This is a genomic window from Aquisphaera insulae (assembly GCF_011064615.1).
In the GTDB taxonomy this organism is placed as follows: domain Bacteria; phylum Planctomycetota; class Planctomycetia; order Isosphaerales; family Isosphaeraceae; genus Aquisphaera; species Aquisphaera insulae.
Genome location: NZ_JAALJH010000005.1, coordinates 54,603 through 71,259, shown reverse-complemented (window position 1 = coordinate 71,259; position 16,657 = coordinate 54,603). Strand labels below are relative to the sequence as shown.

Annotated in this window: 10 protein-coding genes; 6 read left to right on the top strand and 4 right to left on the bottom strand. The window is 68.5% G+C overall.

What is annotated here, in order from left to right:
- Positions 1-76: 76 nt before the first annotated feature.
- The 3 genes from G6O54_RS04680 to ptsP all read right to left on the bottom strand — a co-directional run bounded on the left by G6O54_RS04680 (position 77) and on the right by ptsP (position 4,340).
- Positions 77-850 (bottom strand): cytochrome b N-terminal domain-containing protein, encoded by a 774-nt coding sequence (locus tag G6O54_RS04680; RefSeq protein WP_165220814.1) that lies wholly within the window; start codon positions 848-850, stop codon positions 77-79.
- A gap of 90 nt (positions 851-940) precedes the next feature.
- Entirely contained in the window at positions 941-2,185 is a 1,245-nt protein-coding gene (locus G6O54_RS37275) for a QcrA and Rieske domain-containing protein (RefSeq protein ID WP_205678675.1), read from the bottom strand.
- Between the two features lie 385 nt (positions 2,186-2,570).
- Positions 2,571-4,340, bottom strand: coding sequence for a phosphoenolpyruvate--protein phosphotransferase (gene ptsP, locus G6O54_RS04670; RefSeq protein ID WP_165220811.1), 1,770 nt, complete (start codon positions 4,338-4,340; stop codon positions 2,571-2,573).
- Between the two features lie 488 nt (positions 4,341-4,828).
- On the opposite strand from ptsP, the gene G6O54_RS04665 reads away from it, so the two are divergent.
- From G6O54_RS04665 to G6O54_RS04650, 4 genes are all read left to right on the top strand, one after another.
- Positions 4,829-6,625: an ATP-binding cassette domain-containing protein gene (locus G6O54_RS04665; protein WP_165220808.1), complete on the top strand. Its 1,797-nt coding sequence runs from the start codon at positions 4,829-4,831 to the stop codon at positions 6,623-6,625.
- Positions 6,626-6,763: 138 nt separating this feature from the next.
- On the top strand, positions 6,764-7,630 hold the full coding sequence (locus tag G6O54_RS04660; protein WP_165220805.1) for a metallophosphoesterase: 867 nt from the start codon (positions 6,764-6,766) through the stop codon (positions 7,628-7,630).
- A gap of 140 nt (positions 7,631-7,770) precedes the next feature.
- The gene (locus G6O54_RS04655; protein ID WP_165220802.1) at positions 7,771-8,988 is read left to right on the top strand and encodes an aldo/keto reductase; all 1,218 of its coding nucleotides are present in this window, start codon (positions 7,771-7,773) and stop codon (positions 8,986-8,988) included.
- A 135-nt stretch (positions 8,989-9,123) separates the two neighbouring features.
- The gene (locus G6O54_RS04650) at positions 9,124-11,544 is read left to right on the top strand and encodes an alpha/beta hydrolase (RefSeq protein ID WP_165220799.1); all 2,421 of its coding nucleotides are present in this window, start codon (positions 9,124-9,126) and stop codon (positions 11,542-11,544) included.
- Positions 11,545-11,681: 137 nt separating this feature from the next.
- Here G6O54_RS04650 and G6O54_RS04645 read toward each other — a convergent pair whose 3' ends face one another.
- Positions 11,682-12,857: a CAP domain-containing protein gene (locus G6O54_RS04645; RefSeq protein ID WP_165220796.1), complete on the bottom strand. Its 1,176-nt coding sequence runs from the start codon at positions 12,855-12,857 to the stop codon at positions 11,682-11,684.
- A 525-nt stretch (positions 12,858-13,382) separates the two neighbouring features.
- On the opposite strand from G6O54_RS04645, the gene G6O54_RS04640 reads away from it, so the two are divergent.
- Both G6O54_RS04640 and G6O54_RS04635 read left to right on the top strand, forming a co-directional pair.
- On the top strand, positions 13,383-15,221 hold the full coding sequence (locus G6O54_RS04640) for a phospho-sugar mutase (RefSeq protein ID WP_165220793.1): 1,839 nt from the start codon (positions 13,383-13,385) through the stop codon (positions 15,219-15,221).
- Between the two features lie 98 nt (positions 15,222-15,319).
- Positions 15,320-16,651 (top strand): excinuclease ABC subunit UvrC, encoded by a 1,332-nt coding sequence (locus G6O54_RS04635; protein WP_165220790.1) that lies wholly within the window; start codon positions 15,320-15,322, stop codon positions 16,649-16,651.
- The last annotated feature ends 6 nt before the right edge of the window (positions 16,652-16,657 follow it).

Here is a 16,657-nt window from a genome sequence, read left to right as displayed (position 1 = left end):
TGCTAGACCCCGTTGCCTCGGATGACTGGTGGAGAGAATCGGCCTCGCCGACCCCCGACTCGGAGAATCCCACGGCTCACATCGGCCCGCTGATCCCGCCGTCCTTCCGGACCCGCCAGAAGTGGATCATGATCAGCAGCGAGACGGCCAGCGGGATCGCCACGCAATGGAGGACGTAGAACCGGTTGAGCGTCATCTCGCCCACGGCCCGGCCCCCCAGGAGGGCGAACTTGGCATCGGATCCGTTGGTGATCAGCTTCACGCCGTTGAGGTTCAGGAGCGAGGCCCCCGGGCCCTCCACGCCCACGCCCGGCGTCGCGCGGGCCATGTTCGAGCCGACCGTAATGGCCCAGATCGCGAGCTGGTCCCAGGGGAGCAGGTAGCCCGTGAACGAGAGCAGGAGCGTGAGCACCAGGAGCAGGACGCCGACCACCCAGTTGAACTCGCGCGGGGGCTTGTAGCTGCCCGTCAGGAAGACCCGGTACATGTGCAGCCAGACGGCGATCACCATCGCGTGCGCCCCCCACCGGTGGAGCTCGCGGAGGATCCCCAGCGTGGTCACGTCGCGCAGGGCCAGGATGTCGTTGTAGGCGTGCTCGAGCGTCGGCCGGTAGTAAAACATCAGGAGGACGCCGGTGACCACCTCGACGATGAACAGGAAGAACGTCGTCCCCCCCATGCACCAGGTGTAGCTGAGGGCGATCCCCTGCTTCCGGACGCTGACCGGATGGAGGTGGAGGAAGAAGTTGGTCAGCATCACCACGACGCGATTCCGCCGGTCGGTCGGCATCGGGTGGCGGAAGACGCTCTTCCAGAGCTGCGTGTCGGTGATCTTGTCCAGGAGTGGCATGGGTCTCTCGTCGGTACGATCGCGTCGAGCCGGGGAAAGTGACGACCAAGAGATCGGCAGCCTCCGGCCGACGTCGGCCGGAGGGTCGCGTCAGACGGCGATGAAGCTATCGGGGTCGGCCCACTGCCCGAGCTCCTGCTGGAACTTCTGGCTCTTGTCGACGATGATCTGGCCGTCGTCGGCGAGGCTCACCTTGAAACGCTCCAGCGGGCGCGGGGCGGGGCCTTCGAAGTTGATCCCGGTGACATAGAAACCGCTCCCGTGGCACGGGCACTTGAACTTCTGCTCGCCGGCTAGCCAGTTCGGCGGGCAGCCGAGGTGGGTACAGATCGTTGACAGGGCATAGATGATGTCCTGCCCGTCGTAGCGCGTGGAACGGACGATCCAGAACCCCCACTCCGCCTTGAACCGCTCGTTGACGTCCTCGGGGTCGAACTTCCCCGGCTCGCCGACCTTGATCGTGCTGGGAGGCTCGGCGAGGACGTTCGGGAACATGAAGCGGCCGAGCATGCCGGTGAAGGCGAGGACGCCCGCCGCGAAGGAGGTCCAGGCCAGGGCAATCCAGGTCACGAAGAGCGGGCCCAGGAAGAAGCCCCGGCGGCTCGAGTGGTCGGGCGCCTCGGCGGTCGCGGCTCCCGGCTTCCCCGGCTTGGGGAGGACCGTGGACGGCTTGGGGGGCGCGGCCTTGGCCGCCGGGCGGGCGGGCGCGGCGGCCGCCTTCTCGGCCGCCACCTCCCTGTCCTTCCGGGCGCCGGTCTGGCGGAGCGCCTCGGCGAGGTCCTTCGGGTCGGTGATCTTGTCGAGCGGGGGGAGGGTCCGCGGCGCCCCGGCCGTCGTCGCGGCGGCCGCCTTCGCCGCCGGGGCGGCCTTGGCGGGACCAGCGGCCGGGGCCGGCGCCGCGCCGCCTCCGCCCCCCCTGGCCGCGGCCAGCTTTTCCGCCAGCGTCAGGGGCCGGCCCAGCGGCTTCGCCGGGGGCGGGACGGCCCGCGCCGGCGTGGCCTCGGAACCCGCGGCCTCGGCCGCGGGGGGCGGGGCCGAGGGTGTCGGCGGCGGCGACGGGGCGGGAGCCGCCGCGGCGGCTCCGCCGGCCCTGGCTGCGGCGAGCTTCTCCTTGAGGGTCAACGGTCGCCCGAGGCTCGACGGCGTCGGGCCGGCCGGCGCCGCGGGCCTCGCCGGGGCGGCCGGGGCGGCGGGGGCGACCTCGGCGGCCTCGGAGTGCGTCGGCTCCTCGATCGGCGCGGCCGCCGGGGCCGATTCGGGCACCGCGGCCGGCTTCGCAGGGCCCCCCCTCCGCGCCGCCTCCAGGATCTCCTGCACGCTCGGGCGTTTCGCCATGGCTCTGTCCCAGCCTCCGCAGCTCCGTCCGTCCACGGCGATTCCCCGGGCGGTCGCCGCGCGGCACGAATTGCCGCGGGGTGGGCCGGGAGGAATCAACGGACATCTCTTGGAAGAAAAGGGCTTGCGATTGACCCGACACACCCCGACGACGACCGGAATTCCCAGAACAGGGAACGCCTCGCGAAGCTCGTCGTCAATCGAGAAAAGTGATCAAGGCGCGTGGGGTCGCATGCGATGGCTGCCTCGTATTCGAGCCGGAATCCGCGGCGCTCACGACCAGCGCCGGGCTCGGCTCGCTTAGCCTAGCAGGCGCGCAACCCCATAGCAACTCCCCCGTTCGACAAGTTGTTCCGCGGCCCTCGACGCCCGCGTCGTCGCGAGCTCAGACCGCGTCGAGCACCTCCAGGGTGCTCGAGACCTCCCTCAATCGGGCGGACAGGTAGGCTCGGATCTCGTCGCTCGTGGAGAGCTGGAGGACGTGGTGGGCGAATCGCTCGGCCTGGGCGGTCGTGACCGCGCCCAGCAGGTTCTTGACCGTTGGGATGAACGCCGGGCTCATGCTGAACCGCCTCAGTCCCATGCCGAAGAGGACCAGGGCGGAGCGGGGCTGGCCGGCCATCTCGCCGCAGAGCGTGACGGGCGTCCCGGTCCGGTTGCAGGCGTCCAGGATCATCTGGAGGACCCGGAAGATGGCCGGGCTCAGGGGCTCGCAGAGGTGGGCGACCTTGGGATTGTCTCGATCGGACGCCACCAGGTACTGGATCAGGTCGTTCGAACCGATCGAGATGAAGTTCGTCTCCCGGAGGATCGCGTCGATGCAGATCGCCGCCGCCGGCACCTCCACCATGACCCCCGTCTTCACGTCGTCCGCATAGGGGACGCCCTCGCGCTTGAGGTTGTCCCGGGTCTCCTGGACGATCTTGTTGACCCGTTTCAGCTCCTCCAGCGTCGAGATCATCGGGAAGAGCATGGAGACCTTCCCGTACTTCCCCGCCCGGAGGATCGCGCGGATCTGGGTCACCATCAGCTTCGGATTCTCGAGGAAGATGCGGATCGACCGCCACCCCATGAACGGGTTCGGCTCGTACCGCTTGCCGAGATAGGGGACCGTCTTGTCGCCCCCCAGGTCGAGCGTGCGGATCGTCGCCGTCTGATTGGGCGAGTTCAGGACGATCTGCTTGTAATACTCGAACTGCTCCTCCTCGCTCGGGACGTTGTGGTGCGTGAGGAACAGGTACTCGGTCCGGAAGAGGCCCACGCCCGTGGCCCCCACCGTGCTGGCCGAGTGGACGTCCGCGAGGTTGTTGATGTTCGCCAGCAGCTCGACGCGGGTCCCGTCCAGGCTCCGCGCCGGCTCGTCCCGGTTGGCGATCAGGCTGTCCTTGAGGTGGAAAAACTCGCGCTGGATCTTGCGATAGAAGGAGGTTTCTTCCGCGTTCGGCCGGACGATGACGTGCCCTTCGCGGCCGTCGACGACCACGGGATCCCCGCTGGCGACGACGTTCATGATCCCCTCGACGCCGGAGACGGCGGGGATGCCGCGGCTCCGCGCGAGGATGGCCGCGTGGCTGGTCGTCCCTCCCACCTCGGTGACGATCCCCGCAATCGGCATCTCGCCCAGGCTCATGGCCTGGCTGGGGAGGATCTCGTGCGCGACCAGGACCACCGGCTGGTCGCCGTCGCGGGACTCGGTGCCCTCGCCGCGGGCCGGCTCCCGCGAACCCGTCAGGTGGGAACCGATCCGCGAGATCACGTCCCGGAGGTCGTTGAGCCGCTCGCGGAAGTACTCCTGCTCGATCCTCGCGAACTGGGAGACGTACCCCTGCATCACCTGCTGCAAGGCGGAGAGGGCCGTCAGTTGCTGCTCCTCGATCACGGAATGGACCCGCGAGAGGAGCCCCGGATCGTTGAGGATCTGAAGATGCGTCTGGAAGATCTCCGCCGCCGACGGCCCGAGCTCCTGGGCGACCCGCCGGATCAGACCCTCGAGCTCACCCGCCGCCTCTTCCACCGCGCGGTCGAACGCCGCGATCTCCGCCCCGGCGTCCTCCGGTCTCTCGAGATATCGCGGTTCGGCCTGGCCCAGGGCCGACTCCACGCGGAAGGCCACACCGACGACGACCCCGGGACTGACTCCGACGCCTTTGTGCATGACGAGCCCACCGCCGAGGTTCGGTCGATCCCGGGCGCTCCCCGGCCAGAATCACGGAAGTCTCACATCAGGAACGCGCGTTTGCCAATTATAGCGTCCAGCCAGACCAATTGGACGCGATTGGGGATGAATCTCATCGGGGACGCAAGGAAATAGCGTAAGATCTCCCGCACACGGCGTCTACCTCAGCCACGGCCGATCCGGTCTCGGCATCGAATCCATACGGTTTCTACCACGGATTGCGCGGAGACCACGGATGGAAGATCACGAGAATCATGTGGATGGGTTTCGAGGGTCTGAGCCTGTCGTCCGAGACGACGCACAGATCCCCCTCCCCTTCTCGATCCACCTCTCCCGATCCGAATTCCTGGCTGTCGAGTCGGTTGCCGGTGACTTCTCTTTATCGTTGTGTCCGCCTTCTCGTTGTCTGTTATCCGTATCATCCCTGGTCGAGAAACGATCCGTTCATCCGTGGTAAGGGCGGCAGCATGGCACTCGTGAGCTTATCGGATGTGAGCCTCTCGTTCGGCGGCCCGCGGCTCCTGGACCGGGCGCAGCTCCAGGTCGAGGTCGGGGAGCGGCTTTGCCTCCTGGGCCGGAATGGCGAGGGGAAGAGCACGCTCCTGCGGCTGATCGCCGGCGAGGTCGAGCCCGATGAGGGGACGATCCTCCGGCGGCAGGGGCTCCGGGTGTCCCACCTCGTCCAGGACGTGCCGGCGGGGGACGACGTCACGGTGGCCGGCGTGGTGGCCGACGGGCTGGCGGAGCATGACAACCATCTCGGGGGCGACGACCATCGGGTCGAGACGGTCCTGTCACGAGTCGGCCTGGATCCGGCGGCCATCTTCACCCACCTCTCCTCGGGGATGAAACGCCGCGCCCTCCTGGCGCGGGCGATCGTCGGGGAGCCGGACCTGCTGCTCCTGGACGAGCCCACCAATCACCTGGACATCGACTCGATCCGATGGCTCGAGACCTTCCTCCTCCGCTATCCGGGGACGCTCATCTTCGTGACCCACGACCGCGTCTTCCTCGAGCGCCTGGCGACCCGGATCGTCGAGCTCGATCGGGGCCGGGTCTTCGACTGGGCCTGCGACTATCCCACCTTCCTGAAGCGCCGGGATGAGCTGCTGGCGGCCGAGGAGCGGCAGCGAGAGCTGTTCGACAAGAAGCTCGCTCAGGAGGAGACCTGGATCCGCAAGGGAGTCGAGGCGCGCCGGACCCGCAACGAGGGGCGAGTCCGGGCCCTCGAGGCGATGCGCAAGGCCCACAGCCAGCGCCGCGATCGCCAGGGGACGGCGCTGATCCAGGCCCAGGAGGCCGAGCGATCCGGCACCCTGGTCGTCGAGGCCGAATCGGTCACGTTCTCCTACGAGGGCCGGACGGTGATCCGCGACCTGACGACCGCCATCGTCCGGGGCGACAAGGTCGGGATCATCGGCCCCAACGGCTCGGGCAAGACGACCGCGATCCGCCTCTTGCTCGGTCAGCTCGAACCCGCCGAGGGGACGGTCCGGCGCGGGACCAACCTGGAGATCGCTTACTTCGAGCAGCTCAAGTCGTCACTCGACGACGAGAAGACCGTGCAGAAGAACGTCAGCGACTACGACACGATCTCGATCAACGGCCGCGACCGCCACATCCTGGGCTATCTCCAGGACTTCCTCTTCCCTCCCGAACGCTCGCGGACCCTGGTGAAGTACCTTTCCGGCGGCGAGCGGAGCCGGCTCCTGCTGGCGAAGCTGTTCACGAGGCCGTCCAATGTCCTGGTCCTGGACGAGCCGACCAACGACCTGGACATCGAAACCCTCGAACTCCTCGAATCGCTCCTGGTCGAGTACGGCGGCACGGTCCTCCTCGTGAGCCACGACCGGGCCTTCCTGAACGACGTGGTCACGAGCACCCTCGTCATCGAGCCGGATGGCACGGTCCGGGAGTACGAAGGGGGGTACGACGACTACCTGCGACAGAGGCCCAGCGACCCGGCCCCCGAATCGAAGACGGCGACCGAAGCGGATCGAAAGAAGTCGTCCCAGGTCGCTCCCAGGTCGACCCAGGGCCGGAAGCGGAGCTTCAAGGAGCGCAGGGAGCTGGAAACGCTCCCCGCCCGGATCGAGGAGATGGAGGCTCGGATCGCGGCCCTCCACGAGGCCATGGCGGATCCGGCATTCTATCGCAAGGACCGGGAAGAGATCGCCAACGAACGCAGCCGACTCGAGGACCTCGAACGGGAGCTGGCCGCTTCGTACGAACGGTGGCACGCGCTCGAGGAGCTCGAGGACTGAGCCTCCGGCGCTCGAACCGCGAGGACACGGGGTCGTTTTCCGACTCCCGCTCTTGTTAGAATCTTGATGTAACCAATCCGCCCGCGGCGTCGGCCCCCCGGCTCGGCGCGGCCTGTTAACCCCAGACGACGAACGTCCATGCCCGACCCTCAAAAGATCCTGACCACGGTGAACCGGGCCGCGGAGCTGATGCGAGCGACGCCCGGGCGGACGGGATCGATCATTCACCTGGCCGATGCCGACGAGGTCATGGTCGTCGGCGACCTCCACGGGAATCTCGGGGCGTTCAAGAGCACCCTCCAGGTCGCGGCCCTGGACCGCCATCCCCGACGGCACCTGGTCCTCCAGGAGCTCGTGCACGAGATCAACAAGTACGACGAGGACCGGCCCGACCGCTCCCACCGCCTGGTGGACCTGGTCGCGGCCCTCAAGTGCCAGCACCCCGAGCGCGTCCACCTGATCCTGGGAAACCATGAGCTGTCGGAGCTCACCGGCCGCGTGATCGGCAAGGACGGACAGACCCTCAACCTGCGGTTCCGCCTGGGGATCGAGCAGGCGTACGGGCCCCGGACCAACGACGTCTATCAGGCCTACCTCGCCCTCTTCGCCTCGCTCCCTGTGGGCGTGAAGACCTCCAACCGCGTGCTCGTGGTCCACTCGCTCCCGGATGCTCGGTATCTCGATTCCCTCGACCTCGAGGTGCTGAGCGCCGACCGCTGGCCGGAAGAATCGATGAAGCGCGGAGGCACGATCTACGCCGTGACCTGGGGCCGGGATACCACGCCGGAGACGGCCGATCGCTTCGCCGAGATGATCGACGCCGACCTGTTCATAACCGGCCATCAGCCCTGCGACGAGGGCTTCCGTCGGGCCAGCCATCGTCAGATCATCGTCGATGGGACGTATCCCTATCCCGCCTATTGCCTGTTCAACAGCCGAGACCCCGCCACGGTCGAATCGTTGCTGGCGTCCTGCCGGCTCTTCGACCTCCACGAGAACGACTGATCGATTCGCCCTGCGCGGTGGAATCTTCCCCGCCTGCTCGACCCGGCCTTCGGGGAGGTGTAGCCTTGATGATGCGGGAGCCCGCCTAGGGGATCTCCCCAGCCTCCCGCTCTATCCCGCCTCCAACAGGAGTCTGATCGATGTCCGATCACGTTCCGACCCCGATGCAACGTCGGGCCTTCATCCAGACCGGCGCCGCGACTGCCGCCGCCGTGACGCTCTCCTCGACGGGCACGACCTCGGGCCAGGAGCCCGCCCCCGCACCCGCCCCCGGAAAGGCGATCCTGCCGACGCGCCGGCTCGGCAAGACGGGGGTCGACGTCACGATCCTCAACGCCGGCACGCTCCGGATCGCCGGGTTCATGGACCGCCTGCTGCGGCTCTCATTCGCCCGGGGGGTCCGCTACTACGACACGGCCAAGGTCTACGGCTCGGAGCCGGCCTTCAAGAAGTGGTTCGCCGAGCAGCCCGACGTCCGCAAGCAGATCTTCCTGGCCACCAAGCAGCCCGTCCGCTCCTTCGGCGAGGTCCTCAAGAACATCGACGAACGCCTCTCCGAGCTCGGCACGGATTACATCGACCTGCTCTACTATCACGGCCTGGGCAAGAACCAGGTCGACTGGCCGAAGAGCAAGGAGATGGCCGCCGAGATCGAGGCCATCAAGAAGACCGGCAAGGTGAAGTACGTCGGCTTCACCACCCACGACGCCACCATCGCCCAGCAGCTCGACAACGCGGCCGCCGGCAACTACGTCGATGTGATCATGCTGGCGTATGCCCCCTGGCTCAAGAAGGACTCGCCGCTCAACAAGGCGCTCGATCGCTGCCACGAGAAGAACATCGGCCTCATCGCCATGAAGCTCTTCGCCGGCCGCGGCGCCCTCGACCGGGTCAAGGAGCGCATGCCGACCCTCAAGGAGCGCGGGCTGACCCCGCACCAGGGGCTACTCCACGCCGCCTGGAGCGACGAGCGCATCGCCAACGTCTGCATCGCGATGACCAACACCGATCAGTTGCGCGAGAACGTCGAGGCGGCCGAGAAGTTCCAGCCCCTGAAGGCGGCCCAGATCGAGGAGCTTCGCGACGCCGTCCTGGCCTCGAACCCGATGATGTGCGCCAATTGCGACGGGAGCTGCAGCCACGCCGCCGGCACGAAGGCCGAGCTCGGGCAGCTCACCCGCCTGCTCACGTACCATGACGACTTCGGTGCCCGCGTCCTGGCTCGCGAGGAGTACGCCGCGCTCGCCGACGAGCAGAAAGACTGGCGCGGCGCCGACCTCGAGGCCGCTCGCAAGGCCTGCCACAGCGGCCTGAACTTCGCGAAGCTCCTCCCCGAGGCCGACCGGCTGCTCGGCTGAAACGCATCGAAGATCGTCGATGCAATGGTCGTGCCGGCCACGGGCGGCCGGCCCTTGAGTCCCCCTCCCGCCCCGGTACGATGGTTGCCGACGGCCCGCCCGACGCGGGCCGAGGCACCCTCCGGGAGGAAGCTCATGACGCCGGCGACCGCTGCGCCCGCCCGCCGTTCAATCCCCGTCGCGATCGCGGCGTTCGTCTTCTCGGCCTTCACCATCGTGGCCTCCCCCCCTGCCGCGGTCGCTCAGCTCTTCACGGCCGCGGATTTCCCGGCACTGGCGGAAGGCATCACCCCGACCGCCTCGGGCGAGATCGCCGTCCGGGTCTGGTCCACCCCCGGGCTCCGCTGGAGCCTCACCCAGGACGGCGACGCCGCGACCCTTCGCGCCGCCGGCAAGGGGGATGACGCGGCCCCGGCCTGGCAGACCGTGGGGAAGGTCCAGTCGAGGACCGGCCAGCGGCTTCGCCTCGTCGTGCCCGCTCCTGATGGGGCGACGAAGGAGCCGTCGGCCCTCCCCACCCTGCTTTTCCTCGGCCCCGAGGACGTGAGGCTCGATCATGCCCTGGATCTCATCCGCGGCCGCAACGACTCGGGCTCGCCCTCGCCGGATCGCCGCCGCACCGAGATCCGGACGAACCGCGAAGGGGCCGATTTCCAGCCGCCAGCCTCCCTCGAGGCATGGCGCGACCGCGCGGAGCACCTTCGCGAACAGATGCTAGTGGCGCTCGGGCTCTGGCCGTCGCCCAGGAAGACGCCCCTCAATCCGAAGGTCTACGGCAAGCTCCAGCGCGACGGATACACCATCGAGAAGGTCGTCCTGGAGACGCTCCCCGGATTCACCCTCAGCGGCAACCTGTACCGCCCGGCGAAGGCAGAAGGCAGGCGGCCGATCGTCCTCTGCCCCCACGGCCACTGGGAGGACGGCCGGGTCAATCCGGAGGTCCAGCCGCGGTGTAGCCGATGGGCCAAGCTCGGCGCGGTCGTCTTCCTGTACGACATGGTCGGCTACAACGACAGCAAGCCGTTCACGCATTCCTTCCTCAATGATCGACTCCGCCGCTGGGGGCTCAGCCTGGCGACGCTCCAGACGTGGAACAGCCTCCGGGTTCTCGACTGGATCACCACCCTGCCGGACGTCGACCCGGAGCGGATCGGCTGCACCGGAGAGTCCGGCGGCGGCACTCAGACCTTCCTGCTGACCGCGCTCGATCCGCGGATCAAGGCGGCGGCCCCGGTCGTCATGGTCTCGGACTCGTTCCAGGGCGGATGCGTCTGCGAGAATGCGGCCGGCCTCCGGCTCGGGACCGACAACGTGGAATTCGCCGCCCTCGCCGCGCCCCGGCCGATGATCCTCGTCGGCGCCTCGGGCGACTGGACGAAGTTGACGATGACCAACGCCTTCCCGACGATCCGCGGGGTCTACTCTCTCTTCGGGTTGGCCGACCGCATCGAGGCCTCGGTCTTCGATTTCCCCCACAACTACAACCAGACGACTCGGAACGCGGTCTACGCCTTCATGGGCCGGTGGCTCCTCGGCATCGAGGACAGCGCCAGCACCCGCGAGGGGACCGAGGCGGTCGAGAAGCCCGAGACCCTCTGGACCTTCGACAAGGAGCACCCCGCCCCGGCCAATCGAAAGACGCCGGCCCAGCTTGAAGAGGCCCTGATCGCCACCCTGACCAGCGAGATCCAGGCCCTGGCCCCGTCGCGCGTCGACCCCGCCCGCTGGCAGGCGGCTCGCCGGTTCCTGCGAGTCGGCCTCCGGAACCGCCTGGGGCTGGTCGAGCCGCCGGCCGACCGGATCGCCCATCGCGAGGTGCGCCGCCTCTCTCGCGAGGGCTTCACCGCGGTCCACGGCGAGCTCACCCGCCGCGGCAAGGGAGAGGCCGTGCCCGTCGTCCGGATCGTCCCGACGCGTCCCAACGGCCGGCTCTGCGTGCTCGCCGACTCCCGAGGCAAGGCCGCGCTGCTGGGCTCGCGCGGCCAGCTCGATCCGCTCGTCCGGGCCCTGCTCGCCCGCGGTGTGGGGGTCGTCGCCTACGATCCCCTCTTCGTCGGCGAGTCGCTCGACGCGCTCCATCCCGCGACCGCTCGGCCGGACACGGCCCATTTCGCCACCTACAACCCGTCGCTTGCGGCCGATCAGGTCCAGGACCTGGCCACCGTGATTGCGTGGGCTCGATCCCGGCCGGACGTCCGCGAGGTCTCCCTGGCCGGCCGGGGCCTGGCGGCCCACCAGGTCTTGCTCGCCCGGCCGCTGCTGGAGGGTATCTCTCGAACGGCCGCGGACCTGGAAGGGCGAGACCTGGTCGACGATGGTGCGGCCATCCCCCCGGCGCTGGACCTCCCCGGCGTCTTCCAGTTCGGCGGGCTCCCGATGGCGATCGCCGTATCCGCCCCCGCGACGATCCGGATCGACCGCCCCGGCCTGCACCTGGAGAAGTCCTGGGCCGAGGCGGCCTATGCCCTCGCCGATGCGCCCCAGGCCCTGAAGTTCGCCGGCGAGCGGCCCCGGGCCGAGGAGCTCGCTCGGTGGCTCGACTCGGGGGCGGATTGATCCTTCCCGATCTGGCGCGGCATCCCGTCAGGAGCCGATTCCCGTTCGAAACGCCAAGGGGCGGGATCCATCCCGCCCCTTGAGGCCGACCGAGGTTGAGTGCGACCGGCGCCGGCGTTCGATGTCGCCGGCCGGGATCAGGCCTTCTGGGCCGTCCAGGACGTCCAGGAGCCGGTGAAGGAGGGCGTGGACGTCGCCTTCGCCGTGGCGAACGGCTTGGCGACCGGGATGCTCACGGTCTTGGCCGCCGTCGGGATGAAGAGCGTCACCGGAGCGGCGGTCGTCTGCACCACGGGAGCGGCGGTCGTCTGCACCACGGGAGCGACGGTCGTCTGCACCACGGGAGCCGGGGCCGGGGTGGGCGGCGTCGTCAGGGAGCTGATGACCGCGTCGCGGGAGCGACCGTCCCAGGTCTGGTTCAGGAGGAAGTCCTGCTCGACGTTGTCGGTCCCGATCGTGACGGCGACCGACTTGACCACCTTGCCATTGACGCTGGAGGTCACCTGGTAGCTGCCCGGATCGAGGGCCATCTGGTAGCCGCCGGCGCTCCAGGTCTGGACGCTCGTGGTCTTGCCGGTGGAGAGGTTGGTGGCGTCGACCTGGACGTTGCCCTGCCCCTCGCCGATCCCGTAGGTGCCGCTGTTGTCGCTGTCGTTGTAGGCGATGCCCAGGAGCTGGGCCTTGTCGCTGGCCTGGCTGCCGAAGTCCTGGGTGATCACCAGCGGGCCGACCTTGGAGCTCGCGGACGTGGAGGCGATCCCGATCCCGACCTCGCGATAGGCGTCCGCCGACGAGACGTTCCCCTGAAGGAGGTTCCGGCGGTGCCCCTGGTCGGAGACGCCCCAGTCGATCAGGAAGGCCTGCATGGCCTGGTCGACCGAGTCCGCATAGGCGTAGGCGTTCTCGCCCGTCGAGCTCGCCCCGGTGTAGCCGGCCTGCTTCATCCGCTGCTCGGCGGTGCTGCCGTCGGAGCCGGTGTGCGACTGGTACTGGTTGTTGACCATGTCCTGGCTGTGCCCCTGGGCGGCCGTCGCCAGGTCGGAATTCCAGGCCAGGGGGGGCTTCGCCGGGGTGCTGGCGATGGCCTGCGCCGTGGCGTTGAGGTCGACGTGGTAGTAGCTGAGCGTCGACTGAAGGTCCGGGGTCACGCCGTTGCTGATCTGCTCGGCGGTCGCGGCCGGATTCATCCGGGCCCGGTTGATCAACGACAGGGCGTACTGCTGTTCGGCCGTGGGGGCGGTCATGCCCGAGAGGAGCTCGCGGGACTCGAGGCTGTCGAACCGGAGCGAGCGATGAGTGCGGGGCCGAGACATCAGATACCTCCCTGTCCATCTATGGTCGCGGTCGTCGCCAGGCTTCCGACCGATTGGCTGCGGACCCCCTCAACCTTGAGGTCCGCGTCAGTGGCCCTTCGTAACTTGAGGAAATTCCCGGGTTTCCGGGGCGTCACTCTCGGGCCGACGGTCCCCACATAAGGCAACCAACGTGCCACGAGTGCGCAGGCGGCTGCCCATTTTTCTCCGCCCCGTCCTAAGTCAAGACGGGGAGGCGATTTTCCTCGTTCGATTTCGGAGGCACCGTCGAGGCGGAATTTCTTCGGGGATCGGGCAGCCCTTACGCGCACCGGGCGGGACGTCAAGACGAACTTACAAAAGGCCCGATTTTACATCCCCTGACCGGGGCATGAACTTTGCGAATCTTGGTCTAAAGTCCCGACTTGCGGAAACCGACAGGGGACTCCGACCGGGCCTGCGGGATGCCCCGGATCTCGCAATTGAGACGGTGGCGCGATAGCCTTGGGGGCCGTTGTTTCCGTCCGCCTCCGGAGCATCCGTACCATGATCACGGTCGACGACGCACAGGCCGCGGTGGGCCAGGCCGAAGCCTCTCAGCAGTTGTCCGCACCCGCCGCCGCGGCGATCCGCCGCTGGCTCGCCGAGAGCCCCTTCGCCCAGTATCGCCCCCGCCTCCTCGAGGACATCGAGGCGAAGCGCTGGAAGACGCTCGATGACGCCTTCTTCGCGGTCCTCGAGTTCGGCACGGGCGGGCGCCGGGGCGTGATGTATCCGGTGGGGACGAATGTACTGAATGCGCGAACGATGGCGGAAAGCGCGCGCGGGCTGGCCGATTACGTGACGGGGCGGAAGGGCGAGGGCTCGCCGCGGTCGTGCGTGATCGCCCGCGATTCCCGCCACAACTCGCCGGAGTTCGCCGACCTTTGCGCCCGGGTCCTGGCCGCCGCCGGATTCACGGTCTACCTCTTCCCCGAGGCCCGATCCACCCCCCTGCTCTCGTTCGCGGTCCGACACCTGAAGTGCGACGCCGGGATCATGATCACGGCCTCGCACAACCCCCCCTCGGACAACGGCTTCAAGTGTTACGCCGCGACCGGCGGCCAGGTGATCCCGCCCGACGACGCCGGCATCATCGCCTGCGTCAAGTCGGTCTCCGACGGCGAGATCCCGGAGATGCCCCTCGACCGGGCGAAGGCCGAGGGCCGACTTGTCCTCGTCGGGTCCGAGGTCGACGACGCCTACATCACCGCCGTCGTGGGAGAGTCGGTCGGCCACGCGCGAGGCATCTCGATCGTGTACACCCCGCTCCACGGCGTCGGAGAGACCTCCGTGGCGGCGGCACTCGCGGCAGACGGCTTCAAGAAGGTCAACATCCTGGCCTCGCAGCGGACGCCGGACGGCGACTTCCCCAACGTCCCCAACCACGTCGCCAACCCGGAGAACCCCAGCGCACTGGAAGCGGCGATCGCCGAGGCGAAGGCCACCGGCGCCGACCTCGTGCTGGCCAGCGACCCGGACGCGGATCGCATCGGCGTGGGCCTGCCCGCCACGGCCGACAAGGCCGGCCCCTGGGTGACCCTGGACGGCAACCAGATCGGCGTCCTGATCACGGCCTTCGTGATGAAGGAGCTGGAGGCCCAGGGCAAGCTCCGCTCCGATCAGTACCTGATCACCACCCTGGTCTCCACCGGCATGACCGCCGCGCTCGGCAAGCGGGAAGGGATCAAGACCGAGGGGGACCTGCTCGTCGGCTTCAAGTGGATCGGCGAGCGGATCGACCGCGAAGGGCCGGCCGGCTTCCTCTTCGGCTTCGAGGAGTCGCACGGCTATCTCAAGGGGACCTACGCCCGCGACAAGGACGCGGCCGTGGCCTCGGTCCTCTTCGCGGAGCTGGCGGCGACGGTGAAGGACCGCAAGCAGTCGGTCCTGGAGTACCTGGACGACCTCTACATCGACGTCGGCCACTACGGCGAGCACCTCATCAACAAGACCTACAAGGGCCGCGAGGGGGTGGAGCAGATCAAGGCCCTGATGGCCGCGTTCCGGAGCACCCCGCCCCGGTCCGTCGGCGGTGCCGTGGTGACGGAGGTGTACGACTACCAGGCCCATGAGATCCGCACCCTGAAAGGCTCGGCGCCGGCCCGTCCGCTCCCCGAGCCGTCGGGCGACCTGCTGATCTTCCACACGTCGGTCCCCGGCGTTCGGTTCGCGGCCCGGCCCTCCGGCACCGAGCCGAAGATCAAGTTCTACCTCTTCGCCCGCAGCGAGGTGAAGTCGCCGGAGAAGCTCGCCGAGGCGAAGGCGGAGACGCGGACGCGGCTTGACCACATGGCGAGGGATATCGAAGAATATGTGACGTCCGCCCTGGCTCGCTCGGGTTGAGCGGAAGACTCCGGCTCGGCGGGATGCCGTCCCGGGGACCTCGGCGAGTCGCCCAAGTGTCAACCGCTCCGCCACGGGTCGGATCCCGCGAGGCATCCATGTCCGAATCCCAGGCGCCGGCGACCGCCGTGCCGGCCGAGAAGGTGAAGTCGTTCCCGACCACCCCGGGCCTCTACCTCATGAAGGACGCCCAGGGCCGGGTCATCTACATCGGCAAGGCCAAGAACCTCCGCGCCCGTGCCGGCTCCTACTTCCACCGGACCGCCCACCAGGACCGCCGGATCTGCGACTGGATCGACGAGGTCGCGGACATCGACTTCCTCGCCGCCGACAGCGAGGTCGATGCGCTCCTGATGGAAGCCCGCCTGATCAAGGACATCCAGCCGCGGCACAACAAGGACCTGAAGGACGACAAGAGCTTCCCCTACCTCCAGGTGACCACCGGCGAGGACTTCCCGCGGGTCAACTTCACCCGCGAGCCGAAGGACTCCGGCGTCAAGCTCTACGGCCCCTTCCCCCGGGCCAAGAGCCTCCGCGGGGCGATCCAGGTCCTCCAGCGGATCTTCAAGTTCCGGACCTGCTCACTGGACATCGACGAGGACGACCCCCGGTGGCGCTGGTTCCGCCCCTGCCTGCTGGCGTCGATCAACCAGTGCACCGCCCCGTGCAACCTGCGGATCGATCGCGAGACCTACCGCCGCGACATCCATCGCCTGCGACTCTTCCTCGACGGCAAGAAGGACGTGGTGCTCCGGGAGATGGCCGAGGAGATGCGCGAGGCCAGCAAGGCCCTCCAGTTCGAGAAGGCCGCTCGCCTCCGCGACGAGATCAAGGCCCTGGAGAACCTCAACCTCCGCGGCGACCTGGCGAAGCACGCCCAGCCCGAGGTCTTCTACGTCGATCCCCGCAAGGGCCTGAAAGGGCTCCAGCGCGTGCTCGGACTCGAGTCGACCCCCCGGACGATCAACGGCGTGGACATCGCCCACCTGGGCGGCAGCGAGACCGTCGGCTCGCTCGTGACCTTCGTCGACGGCCTCCCCTTCAAGCCGGGCTACCGCCGCTATCGGATCAAGACCGTCCCGGGCATCGACGACTTCGCCTCGATCCGCGAGGTGATCACCCGCCGCATCCAGGGCCTCCAGGAACGCGAGGAGCCCTTCCCCGACATCCTGCTCATCGACGGCGGCAAGGGGCAACTGAATGCCGCCATCGACGCCTTCGAAGCCCTGGGAGTGCCGGTGCCGACCGTGATCTCACTGGCCAAGCGCGAGGAGGAGATCTTCGTCCCGGGCCGCCCGGATCCGATCGTGCTCCGCCGCCGGTCCTTCGCCCTGCGGCTGCTCCAGTACGTCCGCGACGAGGCGCACCGGTTCGCCCAGCACTATCATCACATGCTCCGGAGCAAGAAGACTCTCGGAGAGGAGAGCTGAAGCGTC